The 24,765-nt window shown below is 44.2% G+C and carries 19 protein-coding genes and 4 tRNA genes; 10 read left to right on the top strand and 13 right to left on the bottom strand.

The window, feature by feature from the left end; genetic code table 11:
- The first annotated feature begins 78 nt into the window (after positions 1-78).
- From QL982_RS06140 to QL982_RS06115, 6 genes are all read left to right on the top strand, one after another.
- Positions 79-684: a 3'-5' exonuclease gene (locus tag QL982_RS06140; protein WP_290163977.1), complete on the top strand. Its 606-nt coding sequence runs from the start codon at positions 79-81 to the stop codon at positions 682-684.
- Positions 685-835: 151 nt separating this feature from the next.
- On the top strand, positions 836-2,869 hold the full coding sequence (locus QL982_RS06135) for a D-alanyl-D-alanine carboxypeptidase (RefSeq protein WP_290163975.1): 2,034 nt from the start codon (positions 836-838) through the stop codon (positions 2,867-2,869).
- 64 nt (positions 2,870-2,933) lie between these two features.
- Entirely contained in the window at positions 2,934-3,419 is a 486-nt protein-coding gene (locus tag QL982_RS06130) for an ABZJ_00895 family protein (protein WP_290163973.1), read from the top strand.
- A 265-nt stretch (positions 3,420-3,684) separates the two neighbouring features.
- Positions 3,685-4,233 carry a YetF domain-containing protein gene (locus tag QL982_RS06125; RefSeq protein ID WP_290163971.1) on the top strand — a complete coding sequence of 183 codons (549 nt, stop codon included), beginning with the start codon at positions 3,685-3,687 and terminating at the stop codon, positions 4,231-4,233.
- An 85-nt stretch (positions 4,234-4,318) separates the two neighbouring features.
- Entirely contained in the window at positions 4,319-4,807 is a 489-nt protein-coding gene (gene rlmH, locus QL982_RS06120; protein ID WP_290163969.1) for a 23S rRNA (pseudouridine(1915)-N(3))-methyltransferase RlmH, read from the top strand.
- 84 nt (positions 4,808-4,891) lie between these two features.
- A complete protein-coding gene (locus QL982_RS06115) occupies positions 4,892-5,782 on the top strand; it encodes a class III extradiol ring-cleavage dioxygenase (RefSeq protein WP_290163967.1) in 891 nt (296 codons plus the stop codon).
- A 31-nt stretch (positions 5,783-5,813) separates the two neighbouring features.
- Here QL982_RS06115 and QL982_RS06110 read toward each other — a convergent pair whose 3' ends face one another.
- On the bottom strand, positions 5,814-7,307 hold the full coding sequence (locus QL982_RS06110; protein ID WP_290163965.1) for an amidase: 1,494 nt from the start codon (positions 7,305-7,307) through the stop codon (positions 5,814-5,816).
- A gap of 790 nt (positions 7,308-8,097) precedes the next feature.
- On the bottom strand, positions 8,098-11,520 hold the full coding sequence (locus tag QL982_RS06105) for a DNA translocase FtsK 4TM domain-containing protein (RefSeq protein ID WP_290165599.1): 3,423 nt from the start codon (positions 11,518-11,520) through the stop codon (positions 8,098-8,100).
- A 548-nt stretch (positions 11,521-12,068) separates the two neighbouring features.
- Here QL982_RS06105 and trxB point away from each other — a divergent pair.
- The 3 genes from trxB to QL982_RS06090 are packed head-to-tail and all read left to right on the top strand — an operon-like array spanning position 12,069 to position 14,363.
- Complete coding sequence (trxB, locus tag QL982_RS06100) at positions 12,069-13,091, top strand: thioredoxin-disulfide reductase (RefSeq protein WP_290165597.1); 1,023 nt, start codon at positions 12,069-12,071, stop codon at positions 13,089-13,091.
- The gene (gene aat / locus QL982_RS06095; protein WP_290190231.1) at positions 13,092-13,898 is read left to right on the top strand and encodes a leucyl/phenylalanyl-tRNA--protein transferase; all 807 of its coding nucleotides are present in this window, start codon (positions 13,092-13,094) and stop codon (positions 13,896-13,898) included.
- Between the two features lie 30 nt (positions 13,899-13,928).
- Positions 13,929-14,363: a MerR family transcriptional regulator gene (locus QL982_RS06090; protein WP_290165593.1), complete on the top strand. Its 435-nt coding sequence runs from the start codon at positions 13,929-13,931 to the stop codon at positions 14,361-14,363.
- 266 nt (positions 14,364-14,629) lie between these two features.
- Here QL982_RS06090 and rimI read toward each other — a convergent pair whose 3' ends face one another.
- From rimI to QL982_RS06035, 11 genes are all read right to left on the bottom strand, one after another.
- Positions 14,630-15,124 (bottom strand): ribosomal protein S18-alanine N-acetyltransferase, encoded by a 495-nt coding sequence (gene rimI, locus QL982_RS06085; protein ID WP_290190230.1) that lies wholly within the window; start codon positions 15,122-15,124, stop codon positions 14,630-14,632.
- 204 nt (positions 15,125-15,328) lie between these two features.
- Entirely contained in the window at positions 15,329-16,519 is a 1,191-nt protein-coding gene (gene tuf / locus QL982_RS06080) for an elongation factor Tu (protein ID WP_290166126.1), read from the bottom strand.
- Positions 16,520-16,798: 279 nt separating this feature from the next.
- Complete coding sequence (locus QL982_RS06075; protein ID WP_290165539.1) at positions 16,799-17,116, bottom strand: DUF6122 family protein; 318 nt, start codon at positions 17,114-17,116, stop codon at positions 16,799-16,801.
- A 205-nt stretch (positions 17,117-17,321) separates the two neighbouring features.
- Positions 17,322-17,396, bottom strand: a tRNA-Thr gene (locus tag QL982_RS06070).
- Between the two features lie 104 nt (positions 17,397-17,500).
- Positions 17,501-17,574 (bottom strand) — tRNA-Gly (locus QL982_RS06065).
- A gap of 85 nt (positions 17,575-17,659) precedes the next feature.
- A tRNA-Tyr gene (locus QL982_RS06060) sits at positions 17,660-17,743 on the bottom strand.
- Positions 17,744-17,810: 67 nt separating this feature from the next.
- Positions 17,811-17,886, bottom strand: a tRNA-Thr gene (locus QL982_RS06055).
- 192 nt (positions 17,887-18,078) lie between these two features.
- Positions 18,079-19,575 (bottom strand): chorismate-binding protein, encoded by a 1,497-nt coding sequence (locus QL982_RS06050; RefSeq protein ID WP_290190229.1) that lies wholly within the window; start codon positions 19,573-19,575, stop codon positions 18,079-18,081.
- A gap of 203 nt (positions 19,576-19,778) precedes the next feature.
- Complete coding sequence (locus QL982_RS06045; RefSeq protein ID WP_290190228.1) at positions 19,779-20,786, bottom strand: FHA domain-containing protein; 1,008 nt, start codon at positions 20,784-20,786, stop codon at positions 19,779-19,781.
- 90 nt (positions 20,787-20,876) lie between these two features.
- Positions 20,877-21,731, bottom strand: coding sequence for an RsiV family protein (locus tag QL982_RS06040; RefSeq protein ID WP_290190227.1), 855 nt, complete (start codon positions 21,729-21,731; stop codon positions 20,877-20,879).
- A gap of 441 nt (positions 21,732-22,172) precedes the next feature.
- A complete protein-coding gene (locus QL982_RS06035) occupies positions 22,173-23,768 on the bottom strand; it encodes a peptide chain release factor 3 (RefSeq protein ID WP_290190226.1) in 1,596 nt (531 codons plus the stop codon).
- 582 nt (positions 23,769-24,350) lie between these two features.
- Here QL982_RS06035 and QL982_RS06030 point away from each other — a divergent pair.
- A complete protein-coding gene (locus QL982_RS06030) occupies positions 24,351-24,764 on the top strand; it encodes an organic hydroperoxide resistance protein (protein ID WP_290164956.1) in 414 nt (137 codons plus the stop codon).
- Position 24,765 lies beyond the last annotated feature (1 nt).

Below are 24,765 nucleotides of genomic sequence, written 5' to 3'. Positions count from 1 at the left end.
GCCGTCTTAATACAGAAGCTTCATGAATAGAGAAAGTTTATAAATAAAAAAAATAACATACATGAGTGAACGACTAATATGAGCTGGTTACAGCAGTTATCTTGCGCTTGGCAAAAGACGCAATTACAGCGTCCAGAGCTTGCCTCAATGTTTACGATACCTTCGGCTGAGCAGTGGGTGGCGATTGACTGCGAAATGACGGGGCTGAATCCCAAAAAGCATCACCTGTTGTCTGTAGCAGCGATACATATCAATGGCAATATCATCGACACGGGTAATGGCATGCACTTAGTTTGCAGACCTCCTGTCATGCCAGACCGTGACACCATTGTCATTCATGGCCTGCGTACCGCCGATGTTGAACATGGCATGAGTTACGATGACATGTTGGCACTACTACTACCATTCATAGACAATCGACCAGTCGTTGGGTTTTGTACACAGCTAGACATGGCCTTTTTGAACCCTTTGGTCAAACGCTATATGGGAACGTCTCTACCAAACGAAGTTATAGATTTGCGGCACCTGTACAGTCGGCGTATCAGTGGTCATACGCAAGGACTTTCCAGCCAAGCTCAGCATTTAACTCGTATCTTAGCGCATTACAACATTCCTGAACTGGGCGCTCACGATGCTTATAATGATGCTGTTATGACGGCGATGGCTTTTTTACATGTGCGCTAACAGTAGAGCATGCTATCAGTTCAATCGATAGTTAGAGTTCGTTATCTAAATAAGGGCGTTGTTATTGCTAAAATTGTACTTCTGACATCGTGTGCGAAAACAGCATCTCATGTTACTATAGGCTGTTTTTGCCACCTGATGAAAGATGCTCATGCGATACCCTTCTAAACACCGTCATTACTCTATTGCTGCAACCAAAATAACCACGCTTTGTCGTCATTTTCGACCGCTAAACCATCCTAATAAACGTCTATCTAGATTAGCGCTATTGGCAACGGTTATAGTAGCGCCAATACACGCGCAAGCAGCATTGCCAGAAGCCATTCAAAAAGCATTGGCGCGCGCCGATCTAACAGAAGCAGATATCAGCATCGTCATCACACCTGTGGGTGACAAGACTGCCAGTCATCTGCCTGCTCCTATTCAAGTCATTGATAGTGGCAAGCCTGCCAGCCAAGCTGCATCTACTACAGGATCTGAGCGCGCAACTACAAATACCGCTACGGACATAAGTGAAAGCAATCCGAACCATCAGGGCGCATTGAGTACTGTTGAGCAGCGCACCATTGAAAAGCACGAGCAAAAAATACATGCTTATACCGATGACCCTTATACGTACCAAAGCGTAGAAAGCGTCCCGACGGTCATTCCTGATGGCTCCCAGCATACGCTCACTCATGATGCCAACGCTCAAAGCACCGATAAAAACGCTATAAAAATCTCATTTTCGCCTTTGCTGGATCACCAGTCCGATATTCCTCGTACGCCTGCCAGCACCATGAAACTCGTGCCTAGCTTTATCGCTTTGGACACGTTAGGGGCGGATTTTGTGTGGCATACGCGGGTGTATCATACTGGCCTTGTCATCGGTGACCGTCTGCAGGGCGACTTGATTATCCAAGGAAGTGGCGACCCAAAAATGACCCACGAGCGTTTAAAGCAGTTGCTGTATAAAGTGCAAGCATCAGGTATTCGTCATATCGATGGTGACATCATCATCGACAGTGCTGTCTTTAACAATGTCAGTAAAGATCCAGCCGCCTTTGATAACTCGCCTCTACGACCTTATAACGCCAGCCCAGATGGGTTTTTGGTCAACTTTAGCACCATTGGCATCAAGACTTACCCTCAGGATAATGGCCAAGCAAGCGTGACCTATAAGCCGCGGTTAGCCAATTATCAGCTGCCTGCTACAATCAATACCCGTGCAGCCAGTTGTGGGCAGGCAAGCTATAGCCTAGCGCCGCAGTGGCAAAACACGCAGCTTGTGTTAAATGCCAGTCTGCCAGAGAGCTGCGGTGAGCATGTCTTTTACGTGGCATATCCCAATGCCAAAGAGTTTGCCGCACACGTCATCGCTGCCAAATGGCAAGCGTTGGGGAATACTTTGAGTGGACAGGTAATCTCACAAGAAACCCCTTACGATATGACCAAGACAACAAAACGAGCACACGGACTTACGGCTATCGCGATGTCACCTCTACCTATGGTCAGCTATCCGTCGTTAAATTTAACCGAGCAGATTCATGACATTAACCACTTCTCAAACAATGTCATGGCTGAGCAAGTGGCGCTATCTATAGGCGCTTACGATAAAGAAAGGCTGACTCAATCGATACCTGCTAGCACAATTGCGACTAGTCCAAGCAGTCATAAAGCCAGTGCTAGTAATGAAATGGATAATAAAGTAGCGGCCGATAAATCTAATGGTAAAAAGGCTGATAGCTTATATCAATTTGGCAAACCTGCTACGACAGACTATCCAGCAGCCTTACAAACTATCAATCAATGGTGGCAAACCAATCTCAGTACGCCGCCGCCTCATTTGACCAATGGCTCAGGACTTTGCCGTGAGTGTACAATCACCGCCGCCAACCTAAGCGAGCTACTGACGTATGCTTATAGTCAACCAAACTTCGATGCTTACGTCGACTCGTTAGGTATCGCTGGGGTCAGTGGTACTATTGCCGCCCATAGCGAACGCTTGCCTGAATCGACAGCCACTGGACGCGCATGGATAAAAACTGGCACGTTAAACAACGTCACCTCAATGGCAGGTTATGTTAAAGGGATTTCAGGACAAGATTACGTCGTTGTCGGCATAATCAATACCGAGCAGGCGCTAAATTCTTACACAGCACGACCTGTGTTAGATGCCATGCTCGACTGGACAGCGCAGCGCTGATTTTTAATGCTGTAAGACGTTGTATTATCAATACTCTATTTTTTACCTTTATAAAGGTTAGCTTATGTCACGCCAGACAACCAGTCTGAACAAACCACAGACGCTTATACAAGTGCAGCCTAAACTGGCTCGATATATCGGTTTTTTTGCGATTGGGTACATGCTCACCAGCACAGTATTTATGATGATACAGACCAAACTTGCGCTGAACCCACAATTGGTCATGGTGGTTTCTATTATCGTGGGTGCTTATATCGCTGTCAGTAAGTTCATCAAGCATCAGCAGCGAGGACTGACGAGAGCTGAGATCAATAAGTTGATGTTTGGCGGGATAGTAATTGTCTGGTTATTGACTGTGATTTATTTTTCAGCCATCTGGTTTTGGTTGTTTGACACGATAAGCCGTGAGGTACTATTTGAGATGGCGATGCAACGTCCTCTGCCTTTGCTTTCATCACTGGTACTGATGCTGGTACTCACTCTGGTCAGCGCACGAATCAGCCTATGGTCTATCAATCGATTATTAGACCCTATACGCAAATCAACGTAAGTACAAACCATCATCTACAAGGTACTACAAAGTTTTCCCCTACTAATACGTAAAATCCGTTAGGCTAACTTTAGGGCGTGTCATTATTTTAAAAATGAGAAAAATTGCGTAAATAATATCGAGATATTATTTAGGGCGTGTTGACGATATTTGGCAAAATTTAGCCAGCTTTAGCCCATTTAGATGACTATCGATTAAAGTGAGGACACGCACCCGTAAGATTTTAGCGATGACCTGTTTTACCTTTATAATAGGAGCAAACATCATGGACATGATCTTTTTTGACAATATAGACAAGCTTAGTCGCATTGTTTTGACGACTGTGATGGTTTACGTGTTAATCGTCATGGTGACTAAAGTCTCTGGCAAACGTTCAACGTCGCAGCTCAATAACTTCGATTGGGTGGTTACGGTGATGATCGGCTCACTGGGTGCCAGTACGATTTTGCTCAAAGACATTCCTTTTTTCGAAGGGGTTTCGTCTATTGTAGTGCTATACCTATTGCAGTTTTTGGTGACCAAATACGCGGCTATTTCACCGCAATTTAGTAACTTTATTTTATCAGAGCCGCGTATCGTTTTTTATCAAGGGCAGTTTTTGCCAGATGCCATGCGTGATGAGCGTTTGACGCGTCAAGAAATCGAATGTGCCATGCGTTCTGAAGGGATTAATAACTTTGATGATGTCGAAGCCATTGTCTTTGAGTCTGATGCAAAGCTGACTGTCATTCCAAAGCCAACCCAAAGTGATAAAAGCGACGATGATCAAGGCGCAAGTAGCAACGTATCAGAGACGATTAACCCTCTGATGTAAATTGCAGACAATAAACAACGAGCGATACAACTATCAAGAACACGCCCTAGTAAGCTTGAATTCAATTATCGAGATGGTAAGCATTATGAAAGTAAGGATTTTGACCGTTGGCAATAAAATGCCTAGCTGGGTACAGACGGGTTTTGACGAATATTACAAACGCATTCAACCGATGCTAAGCACAGAAATTGTCGAAATTGCGGCAGCCAAGCGGGCGAAAAACCCTTCAGATGCCAATTTGGTGCAGTACCGTGAGCAGGAAGGTCAGGCTATACTAGCCGCTCATAATGCATCGAGCCGCGAGCAGTTATGGGTACTAGATGTCAAAGGCAAGATGATTTCGACAGAAGGATTGGCTGATAAGCTCGCTGATGGCATGCTGCAAGGCGATGATATTGCCTTGGTAATTGGCGGTGCAGATGGTGTCTCGCCAGAAGTATTGGCAAAGGCTGATGCAAAATTATCACTGTCAGCACTGACATTGCCGCATCCATTAGTTCGCGTCGTACTTATGGAACAATTATATCGCGCGATGAGTATCAACAATAACCACCCTTATCACCGTGGTAATTAAATAAAATACTGAGCTATTTCTTTGATTTGAAACATCAGTCGCAGAATAGATTGAAATACTGGCGCACGCCCTAATAAATGCAGCATGAAATATCCAAAACACGCGACACCCAACGCCTCTAAACCCTCTCATCAACGTGATGACCATCATAGTGTGCAGACGCCTATCACAGCGGCTGCCGCATGGGAGAATACGTCTGATGTAGCGACGAATACATCTAAGCTACCAGCGCTCTTTATTTCGCATGGTGCGCCTACGCTTGCAATTGAGCAGTCTGCGACGACCAGTGCACTGGCTCGTATCGGTCAAAACTTACCCAAGCCTCGTGCCATCGTCATTATGTCAGCGCATTGGCAGTCAGCAAAGCTAGAGATTAGCAGTAATCCGCAGCCAAAGACGTGGCATGACTTTTCAGGGTTTTCGCCTGAACTTTACGACATTCAGTATCCTGCTATAGGCCAGCCAGCGCTGGCTGAGACACTTGCTCAGCAGCTCACCGCACGTGGTATTACTTGTAGTGTCAATCCAGTGCGTGCCTGTGATCATGGTGTGTGGGCGCCGCTCAGACATCTGTATCCAGAAGCCGATGTGCCTATCGTACAGATATCACTGCCGCAGCATTATGACAGTATCGCCTGCTATCAGTTAGGCGCTCAGTTGGCACATCTGCGTGATGAGCAAATCCTTGTCATCGGTTCAGGTAATATTACGCATAACTTACAAGCATTGCGCTGGGAAGCCGACAGCATTGATCAAGCAGCCAAAGCATTTAAGCAATGGTTGTTACAGCAGCTCAAAATAGACATTCCCACGGCGCTCGATTGGCAGCAATACCCAGACTACAAAGACATTCATCCAAGTGATGAGCACTTGCTACCGCTGTTTTTTGCATTAGGTACTGGTCAGCGCGTCTCTGTCGTTCATCAAAGTATGGCCCATCATAGCTTGGGTATGGATATTTACCGCTTTGATTGAGTGCTATCAATCCAAACCATAGATCTCAATCCTACTTCTCAAAAGCTTGTTTGGTAAATAAACCAGCACGCTCCATCTCGCCCGCCACACTGAATAATGTTGCTTCATCATTCATGCGTCCGATTAATTGCATACCAATCGGTAGGCCTTTTTTGCTCATACCGACGGGTACTGACATCGCGGGTAACCCCGTAACATTACCCAATAACGTAAAGCCCATCTTACCTAATACAGGGGCACTGAGCTTTTCTATCATGCCTGAGCTAAAGGCATATCTACCCATATTAAAGCCCTTGTTAAGCACCTCAGCGCTACGCATCATCATCTCATCTATACGACTCGGCGGTAGCACACCATGCTTTACCGCAGGCGTGGGCACAGTCGGGCACAGTATCATATCGTAGTCTTCTAGTAATAAACCCGTCTGATACTGGCTATGATGCCAGCCATGTTTGGCATGTGCCAAATCAACCGCCGATAGCGAACGCCCGAGCAGTGCCATATTATAGGTTTGTGGCTCTAAGTTTTTGACATGGGCAGCACCAAACTCACGCTCGATATTATCAATTGTGAAAGCCGTATGCGTGCAGACCACCACCATAAAATCATGCCAAAACTGCTCAGTATTGATATTTGGCTCAGCTGGTATTACCTGATGACCCATAGACTCTAGTTGCTTAGCCGTTTGCTCAAGTACCGCAAGCACTTCTTTGTCCACTGTCGTATTGGCTATCAAAGGCTGCTGATGCAAAGCGATTTTTAGCTGTCGCGGTGCACGCATGGCCGCTTGCAAAAAAGTGCCGTCTGGCGGAGCTATAACATAAGGCGCACCAATCTCCGCACCGCTAGTGGCATCTAGCATCGCTGCACTATCGCGCACTGAGCGCGTAATCACATGGTCAGCCACTGCCCCCTCCCAACCTTCACCAAGATTAGGGCCCATTGGATTACGTCCACGGCTTGGCTTTAACCCAAACGTACCGCACCAAGCAGAGGGAAAACGTATCGAGCCGCCACCATCACCGCCGCCTGCCATCGGTACAATACCGCTCGCAACTGCTGCTGCACTGCCGCCTGACGAGCCGCCAGAGCTATAGCCTTTTTTAAAAGGATTATGAGTAGCACCATGCGCTTTTGGCTCAGTGGTGATAATCAAACCAAATTCAGGAGTGTTAGTCTTGCCAAAGGTATTAACACCTGTCGCTTTCATCCGTTTGACGATTTCGCTGTCTTTTTCTGAAATGATATTGACGCTACGACTGCCCATCGTAATCGGCTCGTCGGCGAAGCTGAATGACAAATCTTTTAGTAAATACGGCACGCCAGTAAATACACCTGAAGGCAAACCTGCCTGCGCAGCATTGTAAGCACGCTCATCAAATCGATGCACGATGGCATTTAGCTTAGGGTTGATTTGATTGGCTTGATGGACAGCAGCGTCTAGCAATTCCTTTGCGCTGACCTCACCTGAGTTGACCAATGCCGCTAAGGCTAGCCCATCATACTGAGTATATTCTTTAAACATAACTGACCTTCCTTGGAGAGTAACTGTCGTAAATTTTGGAGTGATTGCTTTTTAAAATTGATATATATTTACTACTAGATATTAAGTTTTTATCAAAAACTTATAAAATAACCAAATGTTAAAAATGCTAGCAAACATGAGATAAAGATAGCTCCATTTTTTACTAAATGGAACTTTAATGGGAATAACACAGCATAGTTATTTATAAATGGACAAACATAAGCATAGATTTCTTTGTAATTAACAAAGTAACATTTCAAAGCATTTTCAACTTCTATAGGAGTGCTTCTTTCGAAAGAATTGTAATGATTCAGTCTGCTAGACCTTTGTACAATGCCTTTATAACTATATTTATAGTTGATTTTCAGATTATATAGCTGTATGTCTTTTTCTGATTCTTGAGGAAATATAGGGTATATGCTATAGCTGTCAACTGTACATCTTACTCTAGGAAAAAATAGAAAAACAGTATCAAGAATAAAGCCTAACACCATTAAAAATAGTAGAAGGCCACCTAAAAAAACACCCAAATAACATGCTATTAAATCGAAATGAAACATAAGCTTCTTTTGCTCTCTAATGTATCGATAAAATATAGATCTCTTAATATTTACACACTGCACCGTACAGCACTTCTAATAAGTGAAGCTCGATACTTGTTTTAATATAAAGTATATCAGTTTAATAAACAGCTAGAAGAGTACATACATATCGTCATCTTAATTTAAAGCAAAAAAAACGAGCCATTCTCATGACTCGCTTTTTTATGGAAGAAACTTAAGGATTAATCCTACATCAATAGTTCACGCTTGCCACTTTTGCCCATCGAGCTGACTAATCCAGCTTCTTCCATAGAGTCGACAATACGCGCAGCACGGTTATAGCCGATGCTAAATTTACGCTGAATGCTTGAAGCAGACACTTTACGTGTTTCCATGATAAAGGCCACGGCATCATTATATAAATCATCATCTTCACCAGAGGCATTGGCTGTACCACCACCTGGACTGGACAATTCAAAATTGCCTGCCATGTTATCAATATAGTCAGGGGCACCGCGCTCACGCCACGCATCACAGACACGGTTGACTTCTTCATCGCTGACATACGCACCATGCACACGATTAGGCTCTATTTGTCCTGGCCCTAAGAACAACATATCACCATTGCCTAGCATATCCTCAGCACCGCCACTATCCAAAATCGTGCGCGAATCGACTTTTGAGTTGACTCGTAGTGCCGCACGCACGGGGATGTTGGCTTTAATCAGACCCGTAATAACATCGACTGACGGACGCTGAGTCGCTAGCATTAAGTGAATACCAGCAGCTCGTGATTTTTGTGCCAAGCGTGTGATGAGCTCTTCGGCTTGTTTACCGACCTGCATAATCATATCAGCAAACTCATCCGCGACAATGACAATCATTGGTAAGGTTTTTAGCTTGGGTGCTTGGCTAATACTCACGCTATCATTTGGTCGCCATAAAGGATCAAGTATTGGATTGCCCGATTTTTCAGCAGCGATGACTTTTTTGTTGAACTCATTTAGCTTACGCACTTTCAGTAAGCTCATCAATTGATAACGGCGTTCCATCTCTGCCACACACCATGACAAGGCACTGGCCGCTTCCGTCATATCGGTAACTACTGGCGTTAACAGATGCGGAATATCATTGTAATTGGCAAGCTCAAGCTGCTTTGGATCAATCAAGATAAGGCGCAGCTCATTGGGCGTGTACTTGAGTAGCATCGATAGTAGCATCGAGTTGACCAGTACCGATTTACCAGAGCCCGTCGTACCAGCGACGAGCATATGAGGCGCACGCGCAAGGTCAGTGATGATTGGGTTGCCGCCGATGTCTTTACCCATCGCCATACTGATCTGTGCTTTAGGATCCTTGAATTTTTCGGTATTCAGTAGCTCAATCAACCGCACCATTTCGCGCTGTTTATTGGGCACTTCGATACCGATATAGGGCTTACCCGGAATCACTTCGACCACCCGCAAAGACGCCATGGAGAGTGAGCGCGCCAAGTCACGCGAAATCCCTGTCACCTTACTGGCTTTGACACCAGCCGCCAGCTCCACTTCGAAACGAGTGACCACAGGCCCTGGAATCGCATTGACCACCGAGGCTTTGACATTGAATTCTTGTAGTTTAATTTCCAATAACTCAGACAATTGCTCAAGCTCAGCAATCGTATAACTGGGCTTGCGGTCAGGATCAGGCTTGTCTAGTATCGACACCTCTGGAATAGGCGTTAGACTGCTGCGATAAGCGGCGGTTTGCATCGAGCGTGACTTTTGACTGAAGGCTGCGTCATCACTAATATGCGGCATGACCGGTACATTAGTATCGTCAGAAAGACTGTCATCGTCTGGCATCATATCAGTGATATGGTTGCTGCTATCTCCCTCTGGAACAGCAAAACTGACGGATGGTTTGGCAGGCGTTATAGGTTGCATGCTAGCAACAGGACTGGCCGCCTCCACAGTAGGCGCTGCTTTTGGATTGGCAGGTGGCGTATTGGTCGGCGTCATATCTGGGGCGTCGGACACTGGCGGAATGACACCCATTGAAGCTTGAGTAACTGGCGGTTCAGACGTCACTGCCACTTCGTCATCATCTACCACTTTATCATTGTCTGGCAACTCACTAGGCGTCTTAGACGATTGATGCGTTAACTCATTTGCAAAACTAACCGGCTCTTCTGATACAAACGCTGGTAACTCATCTTGCATTAGTTGCTCAAAGAGCGTGTCCACATGAAAGACCTTAGGATTTTGTGTCGGCGTTTCTATGATATGTTCTGAGATATCGGCATGCTCGGCCAACCATGCTTCTGCTAATTTATCCACACTTTCAGCATTTTCATTGATTGCAAATGCTTTAGGCGTGGCAGGTGCTTGACTGGTAGAAATTGGACTCTCTACTATACGATTTTCCGACTTGTCAACTGGTGGCGTAATGAGTATTTCTTGATGATATGCGGCTGGCTGAATCACTGCCGAATGGATTGTTGGTGCTGCGTCAGAGGCAAATACCGCCTTGTCTAACGATGCGGCTGTGCTAGCCTCTGTTTGGGTATCATTAGGCACTGGCATAGCAGAGCTGTCCATGCTATTGGCACTGTAAGCCATTTGTTCACTCGCCAGCAAATCATCGACCGTGTTTGCATCATTCCACGCAAAGCTTGGCTCAACTTTGCGAGCAGCAGGTGCGATAGCGTTTGATGTCAATGATTTGGTGGGATTATGAACCCTATTATCAATAGTACTGTCAGGAGTCCTAGTATGGGTATGGGTATGGGTATCGATTTCGATATCAGTACCAATATCAGTATCTGAGAGCTCGCTTTTTGCGTGACTAGACATCGCCGCTGCCTTTGCGGCTATGACGGAGGCTTTCACACTATCTGCCAATCCTGACGTTGCCAAAAAGTCTGACAGTACATTACCGAAACGGCCAGTATTATTCACGGCCTGAGCACTGCTAGCTTGATCAGCTGATTGCAACTCAAGTGGCAGCTGTTCGTACTCTGCTTGTTGATTGACTTGTTCATCTGCGATAGGGCTGTCATCTGGCAAAGCACGGCTTGGTTGAGCCGCTTTTACGGCCTCATTACGCTTCACACCTGAGCCAAACCATGACAATGTACGAATCTTCTGATATATCGTCATCCAATGAATATTAAAAGCAAAAGTAGCAGTAATCACGACAAATACTGCCAAGAAAACCACACTCCCCCACTGCGTTAGCAACTGTGCCAAACGTGCCTGTAATTCTAGCCCGATGATACCACCAGCGACACCTTCGAGCCCCATTGATGTAGGGTTCGTTACTTGCTGAACCAAAGCCACCAATTGTGCAAATAATGCGCTGGCACTTAACAATAAAAACACATAAGCGACCGCACGCATTAGCCAAAACGTGGGCTGATTGTCCCACCAAATAAGGATAGATTCATAAACCACAAATGCCAGTAACCACCACGCGCTAAAACCAAAAAAGCTATAAAGCAAGTCAGATAACCACGCACCTGCCTCGCCGCCCACATTATTAATCGTGGTCATATCGCTACTGATGTGCGACCAGCTAGGATCGTTGCCTGTGTAAGTCATCAGAATGACAAACAGATAAACGGCCAGTATTAACCCAAGGAGGGTAAATATTCCCTTTTTTAAATACTCAATAAGCGGTGCTGATATCACGTAAGATCTGCCTTGTTATTAATACTAAATGGTCGCCAATGTATGACTAAGCCTAATCATACTGACATAAAGTGTTGACATAAATGTACCTAGCGAAGTGTTTGTTTGGCATGTGCCGATCATAGAGCCTTGAAACAACCATTAGCGCTTGGCTCCTACTACACTTGGCATAACTTCTTATAATAACAAATAGATAGGTACAGTGGCGACCGTCTTATAAAGAAAGCACGCAAGAAAGTAAATCAACGTACATTTTGTGCAAAAAAACAGCTGATTAGCGAAACGATATTGACATAATATTGCCAACTATATTACGTGAACGCTATAAAATACCCTTTGTTTTTCGCACTAATATTTCAATGCTGTTTATGCTTTGATTCTAATGATACCTGCGTTTGTTTTAGCAAACTTGCACTTTGTGCGCTGTGCCCTTATGTTATTATCACATAGCAATTAGAAGAAGCATATTCGTAGTCATTTTTTATATTCGTCTTTTATTATATTGATACCTTACACTTTTAATTCGTATATTTAGCAAGGAACAACTCATGGCAACTGACACCACTGCTCCACGTCACGAAAAGCTCATTATTTTAGGATCAGGCCCTGCTGGCTACTCTGCGGCAGTCTATGCGGCGCGCGCCAACCTTAAGCCAGTTATGGTCACTGGTATGGAAGTGGGCGGACAGTTAACCACCACGACCGAAGTCGACAACTGGCCAGGCGATGCCCATGATTTGACGGGTCCTGCATTGATGGAACGTATGAAAGCACATGCTGAGCGCTTCGGTACTGAATTGGTCTACGATCACATCAACGAAGTAAACCTAAATGAGCGTCCTTTTCAATTGACAGGTAACAACGGTAGCTACACTTGCGATGCACTAATCATCTCAACTGGTGCCTCTGCCCAATATCTAGGGCTAGAATCAGAGACCAAATTCAGAGGGCTTGGTGTATCAGCCTGCGCCACTTGTGATGGTTTCTTTTATAAAAACCAAAAAGTCGCCGTCATCGGTGGTGGTAACACAGCTGTTGAAGAAGCTTTATATTTGTCTAACATTGCGTCTGAAGTGACCCTAGTGCATCGCCGTGACAGCTTGCGCTCTGAAAAAATCCTACAAGACAAACTGTTTGAAAAAGCAAAAAACGGTAACGTCAAAATCGAGTGGAATCACAGTGTGGAAGAAGTGGTTGGTGATGATATGGGCGTCAATGGCGTTGTTATCAAATCAACCATTGATGGCAGCACCAAGCAAGTTGACGTATTTGGTATGTTTGTGGCTATTGGTCACAAGCCAAATACAGACTTGTTCAAAGGTCAATTGGACATGAAGGATGGCTATCTGATCGTCAATAGTGGCTTGAATGGTAATGCCACCCAAACCAGTATCGAAGGGGTGTTTGCAGCAGGCGATGTCGCCGATCATGTCTATCGTCAAGCAATCACATCTGCTGGTACTGGCTGTATGGCGGCGCTTGATGCTGAAAAATACTTGGATGCATTGGGAGAGACCGTTGCTCGCGATCATACTTACGATTCAACACTAACTGCAGATAAAGAAGCCTAAATGGGCAACTTTACTCAACAGAACGATCAACACATCACGCCTGAGACTTTAAAAAGTCTTGGGCGTTATGACTTTCCTGATCCTATTTCTATCGATCCTGATGGCATCGGCATCGTCGCCATGGGTGGTGATTTAGCCCCTGAAACACTGATATCTGCGTATGCGCAGGGTTTGTTTCCTTGGTTTAATGAAGATGAGCCTATCGCTTGGTGGTGTCCTGAACCACGATGTGTAATAGTGCCAACAGACTATCAGCCAAGCAAATCACTACGCAAGCAAGCAAATCGCGGACGTTGGCAAGTGACGCTTAATCAAGCGTTTGATGATGTCATACATGCCTGTAGCTTACCGCGTAGCGATGGCCTTAATGATAATCAGCCGGAAGGAGAACATACTTGGATTCATGATGAAATGATTAAAGCCTATACCAAATTGCATGCACAAGGTTTTGCGCACAGTATTGAGGTCTGGGATGAAGCAGGTCAACTCATTGGCGGATTGTACGGACTAAAAATAAACAGTATCTATTTTGGTGAATCAATGTTTCATCGAGCGTCTAATGCGTCAAAGCTAGCGTTTTGGGGGTTAATGCGCTTGTGTGAGCAAAGTGAGGTGGCACTCGTTGACTGTCAGTTACCAAACGATCATTTGATGAGCTTAGGTGCCACCACCTTGCCACGTGCTGATTTTCTCACTCAGCTAGGCAACTTAATAGGCAGTCGCTCTGTAAAATGGCAAAAGCACTCTCATAAACCGTTAGCCGTATCGCTACTGGATAGTGATACGCCTTGGCAACTAGAGTTATGATTATCATAGCGGAAAAAATAAGAGGTTATTATGGCACTTGATACATCGTTTCTATTGATTGGAGAGCTAGCAGCAAAGGCCAGTACGACCAAAGACACGGTTCGCCATTACGAGCAATTAGGCCTACTAAAATCTCGCAAGCGTCAGGCAGGCTCACGTTTATATACCGAATTTCATCCAGAATGTGTGGAACGTATTGATCTGATCAAAAGCGCGCAAGCTATTGGTTTCACCCTTACTGAAATCAAAAATAGCTTGAATGATTATTATGATGGTCACTTGGATATTGATTCGCAGCTCATACTCACTCAGCAAAAACTAGAACAAGTCAAAAAACAGCAAGCCAATATCAGCATAATGGTGGAGCTGCTGAGCGAGCGCATAGATATCTTAGGACATATGAAAGCGGATAATGATTATCAGCTTGATGTAGAAGTCTGTAAAAAGAAGATTCCTTTGCAATAAAGTTTAAATCTTAGTTAATTCTGCTCTTATATCGTAGCCGTTATAGCCACTTTTATCATCGCCTCTTATTTTTTATTAGGGCGTGTCCTCATTTTAAAAATGGTGATAAAAATGAGATAAATTGCCGTCAAACGAGGAAAATAGTGCAGATAATATCGAGATATTGACCAACTATTTGACGATGTTTGGCAAAATTTAGCTATTTTTAGCCCATTTAAAGGACACTCGTTTGAATTGAGGACACGCCCTAAGCTTTACTCTCTTCATTAAATATAATTATGCTGCATGATTAATGCATCGACTGCTGGTTTATGTGGCACTTTATAATAGTTTTTGCGTCTATGAATGATGCTAAACGCTTGTTGCTCATACAGTGCAATCGCAGCAGCATTATCTGCACGTACTTCTAATAAAAGACTCTCTACCTGATTGAGCTGTAATACTTCATGTAGCTTCTCTACTATTTTTGAAGCGATGCCTTGTCGCTGATACTTGGGATTGGTCCCAATACGTAGCACCTCTGCTTGCTCAAAAGTCATTTGATATAAGCAATAGCCAACTATCTCACGATGAATAACACTTTCTTTTTCGGCTTGCTCATAAGCAATTAACAGACTCATACTCTCTTGCTCAAGCAATTCAAGCAACGTCTGATAGCCCCAAGCATCTTCTGGCTGCACCATCGCTTCAATGTTGGCGACCATTTGAATCGCGTTTTCAAGCTCTGCTGCATTGATTGGTAATGCTTCTATCGCAAACATAATGTTCCTTTTATGCTGATTATTAGGCTGTTTTTATCATTACATTATGCTTAGATAATATAGGTAAAGCTTGCTACACGTTTATTCATCCAATGATGTAACGATGTAATCATATAAATAACCACTCCCCAATAAAAAAAGCCACCCTATAACAGGATGGCTTTTTTATGACTAACTCATAAGCTCATTACTGAGACTAATAGATTAGTTCAATACGTTAGCAACAACACCAGCGCCTACAGTACGGCCGCCTTCACGAATAGCAAAGCGAAGACCTTTGTCCATAGCGATTGGGTGGATAAGCTCTACGCCCATCTCAACGTTATCACCAGGCATTACCATTTCAGTACCGTCTTGTAATTGGATTGCGCCAGTTACATCAGTAGTACGGAAGTAGAACTGTGGACGATAGCCGTTTAGGAATGGTGTGTGACGACCACCCTCTTCTTTGCTCAACACGTATACTTCAGCGTCAAACTTGGTATGCGGAGTGATAGAACCTGGCTTAGCAAGTACTTGGCCACGTTGTACGTCTTCACGCTTAGTACCACGTAGTAGTACGCCACAGTTTTCGCCTGCACGACCTTCGTCAAGCAGTTTACGGAACATCTCTACACCAGTACAGGTGGTTTTTTGAGTGTCACGGATACCGACGATTTCGATTTCGTCGCCAACGCGTACGATACCAGATTCAACACGGCCAGTTACAACAGTACCACGACCTGAGATTGAGAATACGTCTTCGATTGGCATTAGGAATGCTTTGTCAACGTCACGCTCTGGCTCTGGGATGTAGGTGTCAAGAACGTTTAGTAGTTCTACGACAGCTGGTTGGCCATACTTTTCTTGTGAGCCTTTTAGGGCTTCAGTCGCTGAACCATGGATGATTGGCGTGTCATCACCTGGGAAGTCATAGTCGCTCAATAATTCACGAACTTCCATTTCTACTAGCTCAAGCAATTCTTCGTCATCAACAACATCACATTTGTTCATGAATACGATGATGTACGGTACGCCAACCTGACGTGAAAGCAAGATGTGCTCACGTGTTTGTGGCATAGGGCCGTCAGTTGCAGATACAACTAGGATTGCGCCGTCCATCTGAGCAGCACCAGTGATCATGTTTTTAACATAATCGGCGTGACCTGGGCAATCTACGTGAGCATAGTGACGTGCTGCTGTGTCATATTCTACGTGTGAGGTGTTGATGGTGATGCCACGTGCTTTTTCTTCTGGTGCTGAGTCAATAGACGCGTAGTCTTTGGCTTCGCCACCAGAGGTGATTGCAGCTACGGTTGCGATTGCAGCGGTAAGGGTTGTTTTACCATGGTCAACGTGTCCGATTGTACCGACGTTGACGTGTGGCTTGCTACGTTCAAACTTGGCCTTTGCCATGAGTATTTCCTCTTTTTTTTGGTGAAGGATTAATAAAAAGCTGTTTAATGGCTCATAATAGAATAAAACCATCATAAACCTAGCTATCAACCGCACGAACCACTGCTTAAACAATGCTCCGAACTCATTCTTGTATCCGTTATTATACGCTGACTTGTCTTAAATAGTCATACATCTGTCAATCAAAACCCATTTCTCTTTAATAGGTCGATAAAGCGTTCGATTGATTATAACCTTTCTTATAACTGAATAATTATCATGATATACAAAGTCGCAATATTAGCTGACTGACATCATCAAACAATCCGTAAAATCCGTTAACATATGAAACAGCAATCCAATTCCAATGAGGTTAAAAGGCTTACGAAGAAAGAGTAAAACAACATATATCAGCATTGCGTAATACGTATGTAACGGATGAAAATTAATGCTACATCTATTTGCCTGAAATATGGGATTCGCCACTAGATGGTCTATATCCACCAACATCGTCGCGAGCAAAATCAGATATGCTTTCTTCCACTCTTGTCTAAAAAAGACAATGGCAATCAAGAGAGGAAAACCAAAATGCAAAAAATAATGTACGAATGTTTGCATGCTTACCAGTCTTAATATTCTTTAGATCAGATCATCAAAACCACTATTCATTAATACACTGACAGCACTAAAAGGCAACACCTCAGTGTCACCTTTAAATCATTATGTATCGCACTAATCTTATATATTTCAATATTCTATAATTTCGATATCGACGCAAAGCTATATAAATAGCAAAACAATCACAAAAGGTATAATCAATAAATGGAGCTCATATCGAGAATTGAACTCGAGACCTCTCCCTTACCAAGGGAGTGCTCTACCGCTGAGCTATATGAGCGTATATAAAAAACCTTTGAGCTGCACTAAAAAAAATATCACGATACAGCAATAATAACTGACTGTCGTGATGTATATTTGATAGGCTTTGCGATGGTGTATATATGGAGCGGGTGGCGGGAATCGAACCCGCGTCATTAGCTTGGAAGGCTAAGGTGTTACCATTATACCACACCCGCATTTACTCTTATTCGGACTAACTCTAATCGAGAGTTATTAGTTATATAGAGCATGCTTGGCGCTATGACAAACTTTAAAAAAATATGGTGGTGGGAGAAGGATTCGAACCTTCGAAGCTTTCGCGACAGATTTACAGTCTGTTGGGTTTGACCGCTCCCCAATCCCACCTTAGGTTGCTTTAAACAAAAATGACTTTAGTTTAAGACATATTCATAAAAAGCTACTTTAAGAGAGATGGTGCCGACTGCCGGGATCGAACTGGCGACCTACTGATTACAAGTCAGTTGCTCTACCAACTGAGCTAAGTCGGCTTGTTCTCTTAAAGTGGTGGCTATTCTATCAAATATTTTGAGATGCGCAAGCCCTTTTTCATATTTTTTTCAATTATTTTAATAAAAATATTTAAGTTATTGATTAAGTTGGTTTTTTTATCTGTAAAAATATAGCGATAAATGTACTTTCGGCACTGCACGTTTGTCTTTGCCACATAACTGGCTAAATAACTAGCGAATACGTAATCCATTACAAGCCATTTCTACTGCTTTTATCAGTGCCAATGCTTTTTTATTGGTTTCATCCCATTCTTTTTCTGGAACAGAATCAGCAACAACTCCTGCTCCGGCTTGAATATGTATCTCACCACGGCGCATCACTGCAGTACGAATAGCAATGGCCGTGTCCATATTACCATTCCACCCTAAATAACCAACTGAACCACCAAACACCGTTCGGCGCACCGGTTCTATCTCATCGATAATTTGCATGGCGCGAATTTTGGGTGTGCCCGACAGGGTGCCAGCTGGGAAGGTGGCACAAAACACATCCAGCGCGTCTTTGTCCGCTTGTATCGTGCCCTCGACATTAGATGCGATGTGCATCACTTGTGAGTAGCGCTCAATAAACATTTTTTCTGTGACTTGGACACTGCCATATTCACAAACGCTGCCAATATCATTGCGACCCAAATCAATGAGCATTAAGTGCTCGGCAGTCTCTTTTTTGTCATTGAGCAGTTCTTGCTCAAGCGCTAGGTCTTCGGTCTCATCTCGACCACGCTTGCGTGTCCCTGCCAGTGGCCGCACAGTAGCTTTGCCATTTTCGATACGGCATAGGATTTCTGGAGAGGCCCCGATGATATCAAAGCGTTTGTGGTCATCAAGCGTATAACCATGTACCAAAAACAGGTAAGGCGATGGATTTAGATAGCGGAGCGCACGATAGACGGCCAGTGAGTCGCCAGTATAGTCTGCCGTCAAACGCTGCGCAGCCACGACTTGCATGACGTCCCCTGCTGCGATGTGGTCTTTTATTTTATTGACATCGCTGCAATATTTTTCGGCACCTGTCTGCGATATAAATTTAGGCGTGGGCATGACTGGCGCGCACAAATTTGACCGCTCTGCCAGTTTTTCTTCGATTTTTTCTAATTCACGAATGGCTGAGCTGTAGCCGTCTTCAGTCTGGCAGTCAGCATAGACGATGATCGATAATGTATTTTCTAAATTATCAAATACGATGACACTCATTGAGAGCATCAGCCACATATCAGGCATCGACATCGGATTGGGTGCAGCAGATAAGCCCACACTTGGCTCGATAATACGTACCATGTCATAGCCAAAATAACCGACTAGACCACCGCTAAAGCTCGGCATCGTCGGCACATCATCAGCCGTTGGCATGTGATACTGCGCCATCAGCTCACGCATGTAGTCGAAAGGGTTTTCCACTGCCTCTATGTCGATATGGTCGTTTCTTTTGATCGTCATATTGCCATCAACATACTGCAAGATCAGATCGCTACCCAGTCCAATCATGGAGTATCGAGCCCAACGCTCACCCCCTACTACCGATTCAAATAAGTAGGCAGAGCCGTTCAAATCTCGTACTTTGGAAAATACAGACACGGGGGTCTGCGCATCCATTAGACGCTTTTTTACCAGCGGTGCATGACTAAAGCCTCGATCTTTAAAAGCTTGGTATTCTTCAAAGGTCATCATAGCAACGCTCTCTTAGCAAGGTATTGGCAATAATTGAAATAATAAAAACGATACCGTCAATGAAATTGATGCGGTCGATTGTTCGAAACGGGGATAAAATATAGCGTCAACACTCTACCGAATGTTGACGCTAGGAAAAACAGCCGTCACCGTCTAACGGCATTAGGCATAAACTCGCAGCGAGTGGGTCAGCAAAAAATGGGTTATACGATGCCCTTATTAAACAACCACAATGCTAACGCAATAATAATAATGGCAATAAATACCCATATAAACCAACCACCGCTTGGTTTTTTCTCTACCCGTCCTGCATTGGCTGGATTGCTGATTTCTTGATCCATCGCATTATTACCTTCGGTACCAAGATCATGGGATTGACCCAGATTGGCCGTTCCAGAAAACTGTGCCGTTGCTGCCTGCTTCGCACGCAAAACATCAGGATCTGCTTCTTCTTGCAGCTCTGTCTTTGTCGTTTTATCGTGTGCCGCTTGGACTGCTGACTCTTCCTGCTCTTCTTGTACTGCTGGCTCTTCACGCACGGCTGACGACTCTACTAATGAATCACTTTCAGTAAACACCATCGGTGCTGGCTCTGTGATCGTCACAGCTTCTGTTTCCGCCACTGTTTCTACAAGAGGTGCAGGAGCATCAGATGCGGTCTCTATAACAACTGGCGTGTCTCGTACGGGCGTAGGCGCTGCTTCGTCCGCGTCAGACAACACAGTGTTGATACCTGTCTGTTTCACAATTGATTCACTCACCACTTGCGCTTCAGTAGGCGTTTCAACCATAGCAGGTACATCCGTCTCCGTACTCGCTACCGACGCATCTGTCGTCACTGGTGCTTCAGTTTCAGTGACGACCATAGGTGCAACAAAGGCCTGGACCTGAAAGCTAAAGCTGGCAAAACCAAGCGTATCATCTGCTTGTAGAGGACTGGATTGATTGCCATCGATACGTTGGTCGTTGATAAATGTACCGTTAGAAGAGTCTAAATCTTTGACATATAGCTGACCATCCAACACGCTTAGCACCGCATGATTACGAGATACCTGTTTGCTGCCTAGTACTACGTCGTTATCACTGCCACGACCAACAGATAGGCTATCGCTGACCGTCAATGTCAAGTCACCTAGCGCCTCGGTTAATGCATTGAGCTGCCAAGTAGCTGTACCTACTGCTGTGTTCGTACTATCTGTATCGTTCGTCATGTTCTAACTCCTAATTTTTCTATTAAATGTCGATAATGCTAAAAATAATGACTCTAAAATATTACTGCCAATTTTCAATAAATATGGTCGCTATTTCGGTATAAAATGAGGTTTGATGACACCTTCGAGCTTGCTATATGGAATATTGAGCTCAGGCATACCATAAGCATACGGCGCAATGGAATAATGCTGATAACGAAGGCTAATACCTTTGTCCGTCAAAGTTAGATTATCACTTAGCGTAAATGGCCAACCTTTCTCGTAGTCACTAACATCGTCAGCGACCGTCTTGACCCATTCTTTATAAGCGTCATAAGCGAGCGCTTCAAAACGAGGCTTTTTACCTGAAACAAGCATATCGTCAAGCATGACTTGCTTTTTGGTACTAGAGTCAAATGTTAGATATTCGCTATAAGGCATGCCGTGCGCGCCACCAGTATAAAAGTAGGAACTGATCTCAAACAGCTCAAAGTCATCGACATGACCCAAGTAATTGGGCGTTACCATCAGATTGTAGGCCCATGTACTGCCCTCTGGCATGTCTTGAAATTGTGAGTTCGCAAAACTATCAATAGCAGTGGTAACCTCTGCCGCGCTACTTTTGGACGCAATCGGTGATGATTCGCTCGCCTGACTGTTGACGACTACGTCATTAATGCGCGCATTCGTGATCTCATTTATCCAATTGAGACTGCTATCAAGATATTTAACTTCAATTTCTGGGCAATTATCCTGCTCGCCACACATCTCTTGTATGTCTTTCGGTAATTGGTAAGGTAGGTACTCCGTACTGCTAATGAAGCTACCTGCATTGACCGACATGCTGGCGACACTGAGCAATAGACTGCCCGTCAATACAGCCATTGGACGTCTCTGACTTGCTTTCATCAAAGGAAGATAGGTCAATATAGATTTATTGTTATCAGTTTGGGTTGTCGTGTCCATATGGCCTCTTTTACAAAGATAAAATACTGCTTAGGGTGTGTTTGATATTCACAAATAGGCACTGCTGATTGCGACAGTTTATCAAAGCTGTATTCTAGACAAGGCGTAAAACAACGGTAATGCTCGTGCCTTAACTAGGTTTACAACGCAGTGTTTATATAGAACTGGGGGCAAGTTTTAGCATCAGCTCCAATATCAACAGAAGGAGACAGGGCTCTTTTTTGCCATTGCATGGTTAAAAAACAGTCTCTGTCAGTGCCATCGTCGAATATCAAACACGCCCTAACATTCTACCGTAACAATTGCAGCGTATTGTAGGAAGACTGTTTGTGTTTTAGAAAAACCGCTATTTTTGAAACGTTTAGAGCGTAAATTATAAGTAATAAAAAAGACACGGCTAGCGTGTCTTAATAGATAAATCATCTCGTGAAATAATGGATTTTAATGCTCACGAGTATTACTAAACGTCACTTCTGGATAGCGATCTTGCATCAACTGCAAGTTAACCCGCGACGGTGCAAGATACGTCAGATAGCCACCACCATCGAGCGATAACTGGTCATGGGCTTTTTTCTTAAACTTCGCCAGTGCCACTTCGTCATCACAGTGAATCCAGCGTACCGTTGCAATCGATACAGGCTCAAAGATACATTGGACCTTGTACTCTTCTTTGAGACGATGCGCGACCACTTCAAATTGGAGCACACCAACTGCACCCAAGACTAAATCGTTGTTAATCTGCGGCATAAATACCTGTGTTGCGCCCTCTTCACTTAACTGCTGAAGACCTTTTTGTAGCGCTTTAGATTTTAGCGGGTCTTTGAGTATCACACGGCGGAACAATTCAGGCGCAAAATGCGGAATACCGGTAAAGTTCAGCTCTTCGCCTTCGGTGAAACTGTCACCGATCGAGATGGTTCCGTGGTTGTGCAAGCCGATAATATCACCTGGATACGCTTCTTCTAATGCTTCACGATCTCCTGCCAAAAAGGTCAATGCATCAGCAATACGTACGTCTTTACCCAAACGTACATGCTTTAGCTTCATACCTTTTTCATACTTTCCTGAGCAGACTCGTAAGAACGCAATGCGGTCACGGTGACGCGGATCCATATTGGCCTGAATCTTAAAGACAAAACCACTAAAGTCAGTCTCAGTCGCGGCAACTTCACGCTCAGTCGTTGGATGGGCTTTTGGCGGCGGCGCATATTTAACCAAGGTATCGAGTACCATGTTGACGCCAAAGTTACCCAATGCCGTACCAAACAACACTGGTGTCATCTCACCAGCCAAAAAGGCTTCGACACTGAAATCTTCTAACGCCATTTGTACCAACTCTAGCGACTCTTCGAAAGCGTCAAACATCAGCTTACCCAAACGCTCACGGATATCTGGATAATCATAACCTTCGCGGGTCTCAGAGACCGTCATCTTGCCGCCATTACCTTTTTCATAAAAGTAGGTCTTGTTTTCGGTCAAATGATACACGCCGATAAAATCTTGGCCCATACCAATCGGCCAAGTGACAGGGATACATTTAATCTTTAAAACCGCTTCGATTTCACTAAGCAGCTCAAGCGGCTCACGAATCTGACGATCGAGCTTATTCACAAATGAGATGATTGGTGTGTCACGCATGCGGCAGACTTCCATCAGCTTGATGGTTCGTTCTTCGACGCCTTTTGCCCCATCGACCATCATCAATGCACTGTCTACTGCGGTCAAAGTACGATAAGTATCTTCACTAAAGTCGGCGTGACCTGGGGTATCTAGTAGGTTAACCATGTGGTCTTGATAAGGGAACTGCATGACGGAGGTTGTGATTGAGATACCACGCTCTTGTTCCATGCTCATCCAATCTGAGGTGGCATGACGATCAGTCTTACGGCCTTTTACTTCGCCCACTACCTGAATTGCCTGTCCCCACAATAGGAGTTTTTCGGTCATGGTGGTCTTACCAGCATCGGGATGCGAGATAATGGCAAAGGTGCGGCGTTTGGCCACTTCTTTGTTTAATTTCTTTGGATCTACGCTCATAGTTTTCGGCTTCAACAGTTAGTCATTTAGAAATCAATCTAAATAAATAGAATAAATAATGGACGTATTGTAGCCGATTTAGCGTCAAGGTGCAGAAATAGCGCATAAAAAAACACGCCCTAATAGTCAAATAGAGCCTATTGGCGCAATTTTTGAATTCATAGTGGCGTTCAATTTGGGCCGCTGATAAATCTTCTGTCATTGACCAAGCGAATGGCTGCTGCGTCTGTGTTTTCAGCGAATACTAGGGCGTGTCCTCAATTCAATCGATAGTTATCTAAATGGGTTAAAAATGGCTAAATCTTGCCAAATGGCGTCAAATAGCTGACTAATATCTCGATATTATCTGCGCTATTTTCCTTGTTTGACTGCGATTTATCTCATTTTTATCACCATTTTTAAAATGAGGACACGCCCTAGATCCAAAAATCGTCACTGAATCCTTTAATTACAAATCCACAGTATATATTTACGACTGACCTATACAGCTGACTTAATGGTTTGTTATGCTGAAGCTCGTATCAAAACGTACCCGTTAAATATAAAGTAACTATAAAAACTGACAACAAAAAAGGATGTGTTATGAAAACTCTATACTCTACCAAAGCAACTGTTACTGGCGGCCGTGCAGGTTCAGCCAGCTTGAGCGACAGCGATCTCACCATTAATATGGTAGCGCCAGGCTCAGGCAAAGATGGCAATAACCCAGAGCAGATGTTTGCGATAGGTTACAGCGCTTGCTTTGATAGCGCACTTGGCGCTGTTAAGCAAATGGAAAAAGCAAAGTTTGATTCAAAAACGTCGATTGAAGTAGACCTATTACAAGGCGAAGGTCCTGATTATAAGCTAGCAGCTAGAATCCATGTCATTGGTGAAAACACTGAATTGTCTGCTGATGAGTTTCAGCAACTGGTTGAAAAAGCGCATCAAGTATGCCCATACTCAAAAGCAACACGTGGCAACATCGATGTAGAATTAACTTCAGAAGTAAAATAAT

This window comes from Psychrobacter sp. 5A.1, assembly GCF_030407455.1.
Lineage (GTDB): Bacteria > Pseudomonadota > Gammaproteobacteria > Pseudomonadales > Moraxellaceae > Psychrobacter.
The sequence above is the reverse complement of the archived record's forward strand: the minus strand, read 5'-3'. Positions and strand labels throughout refer to the sequence as shown.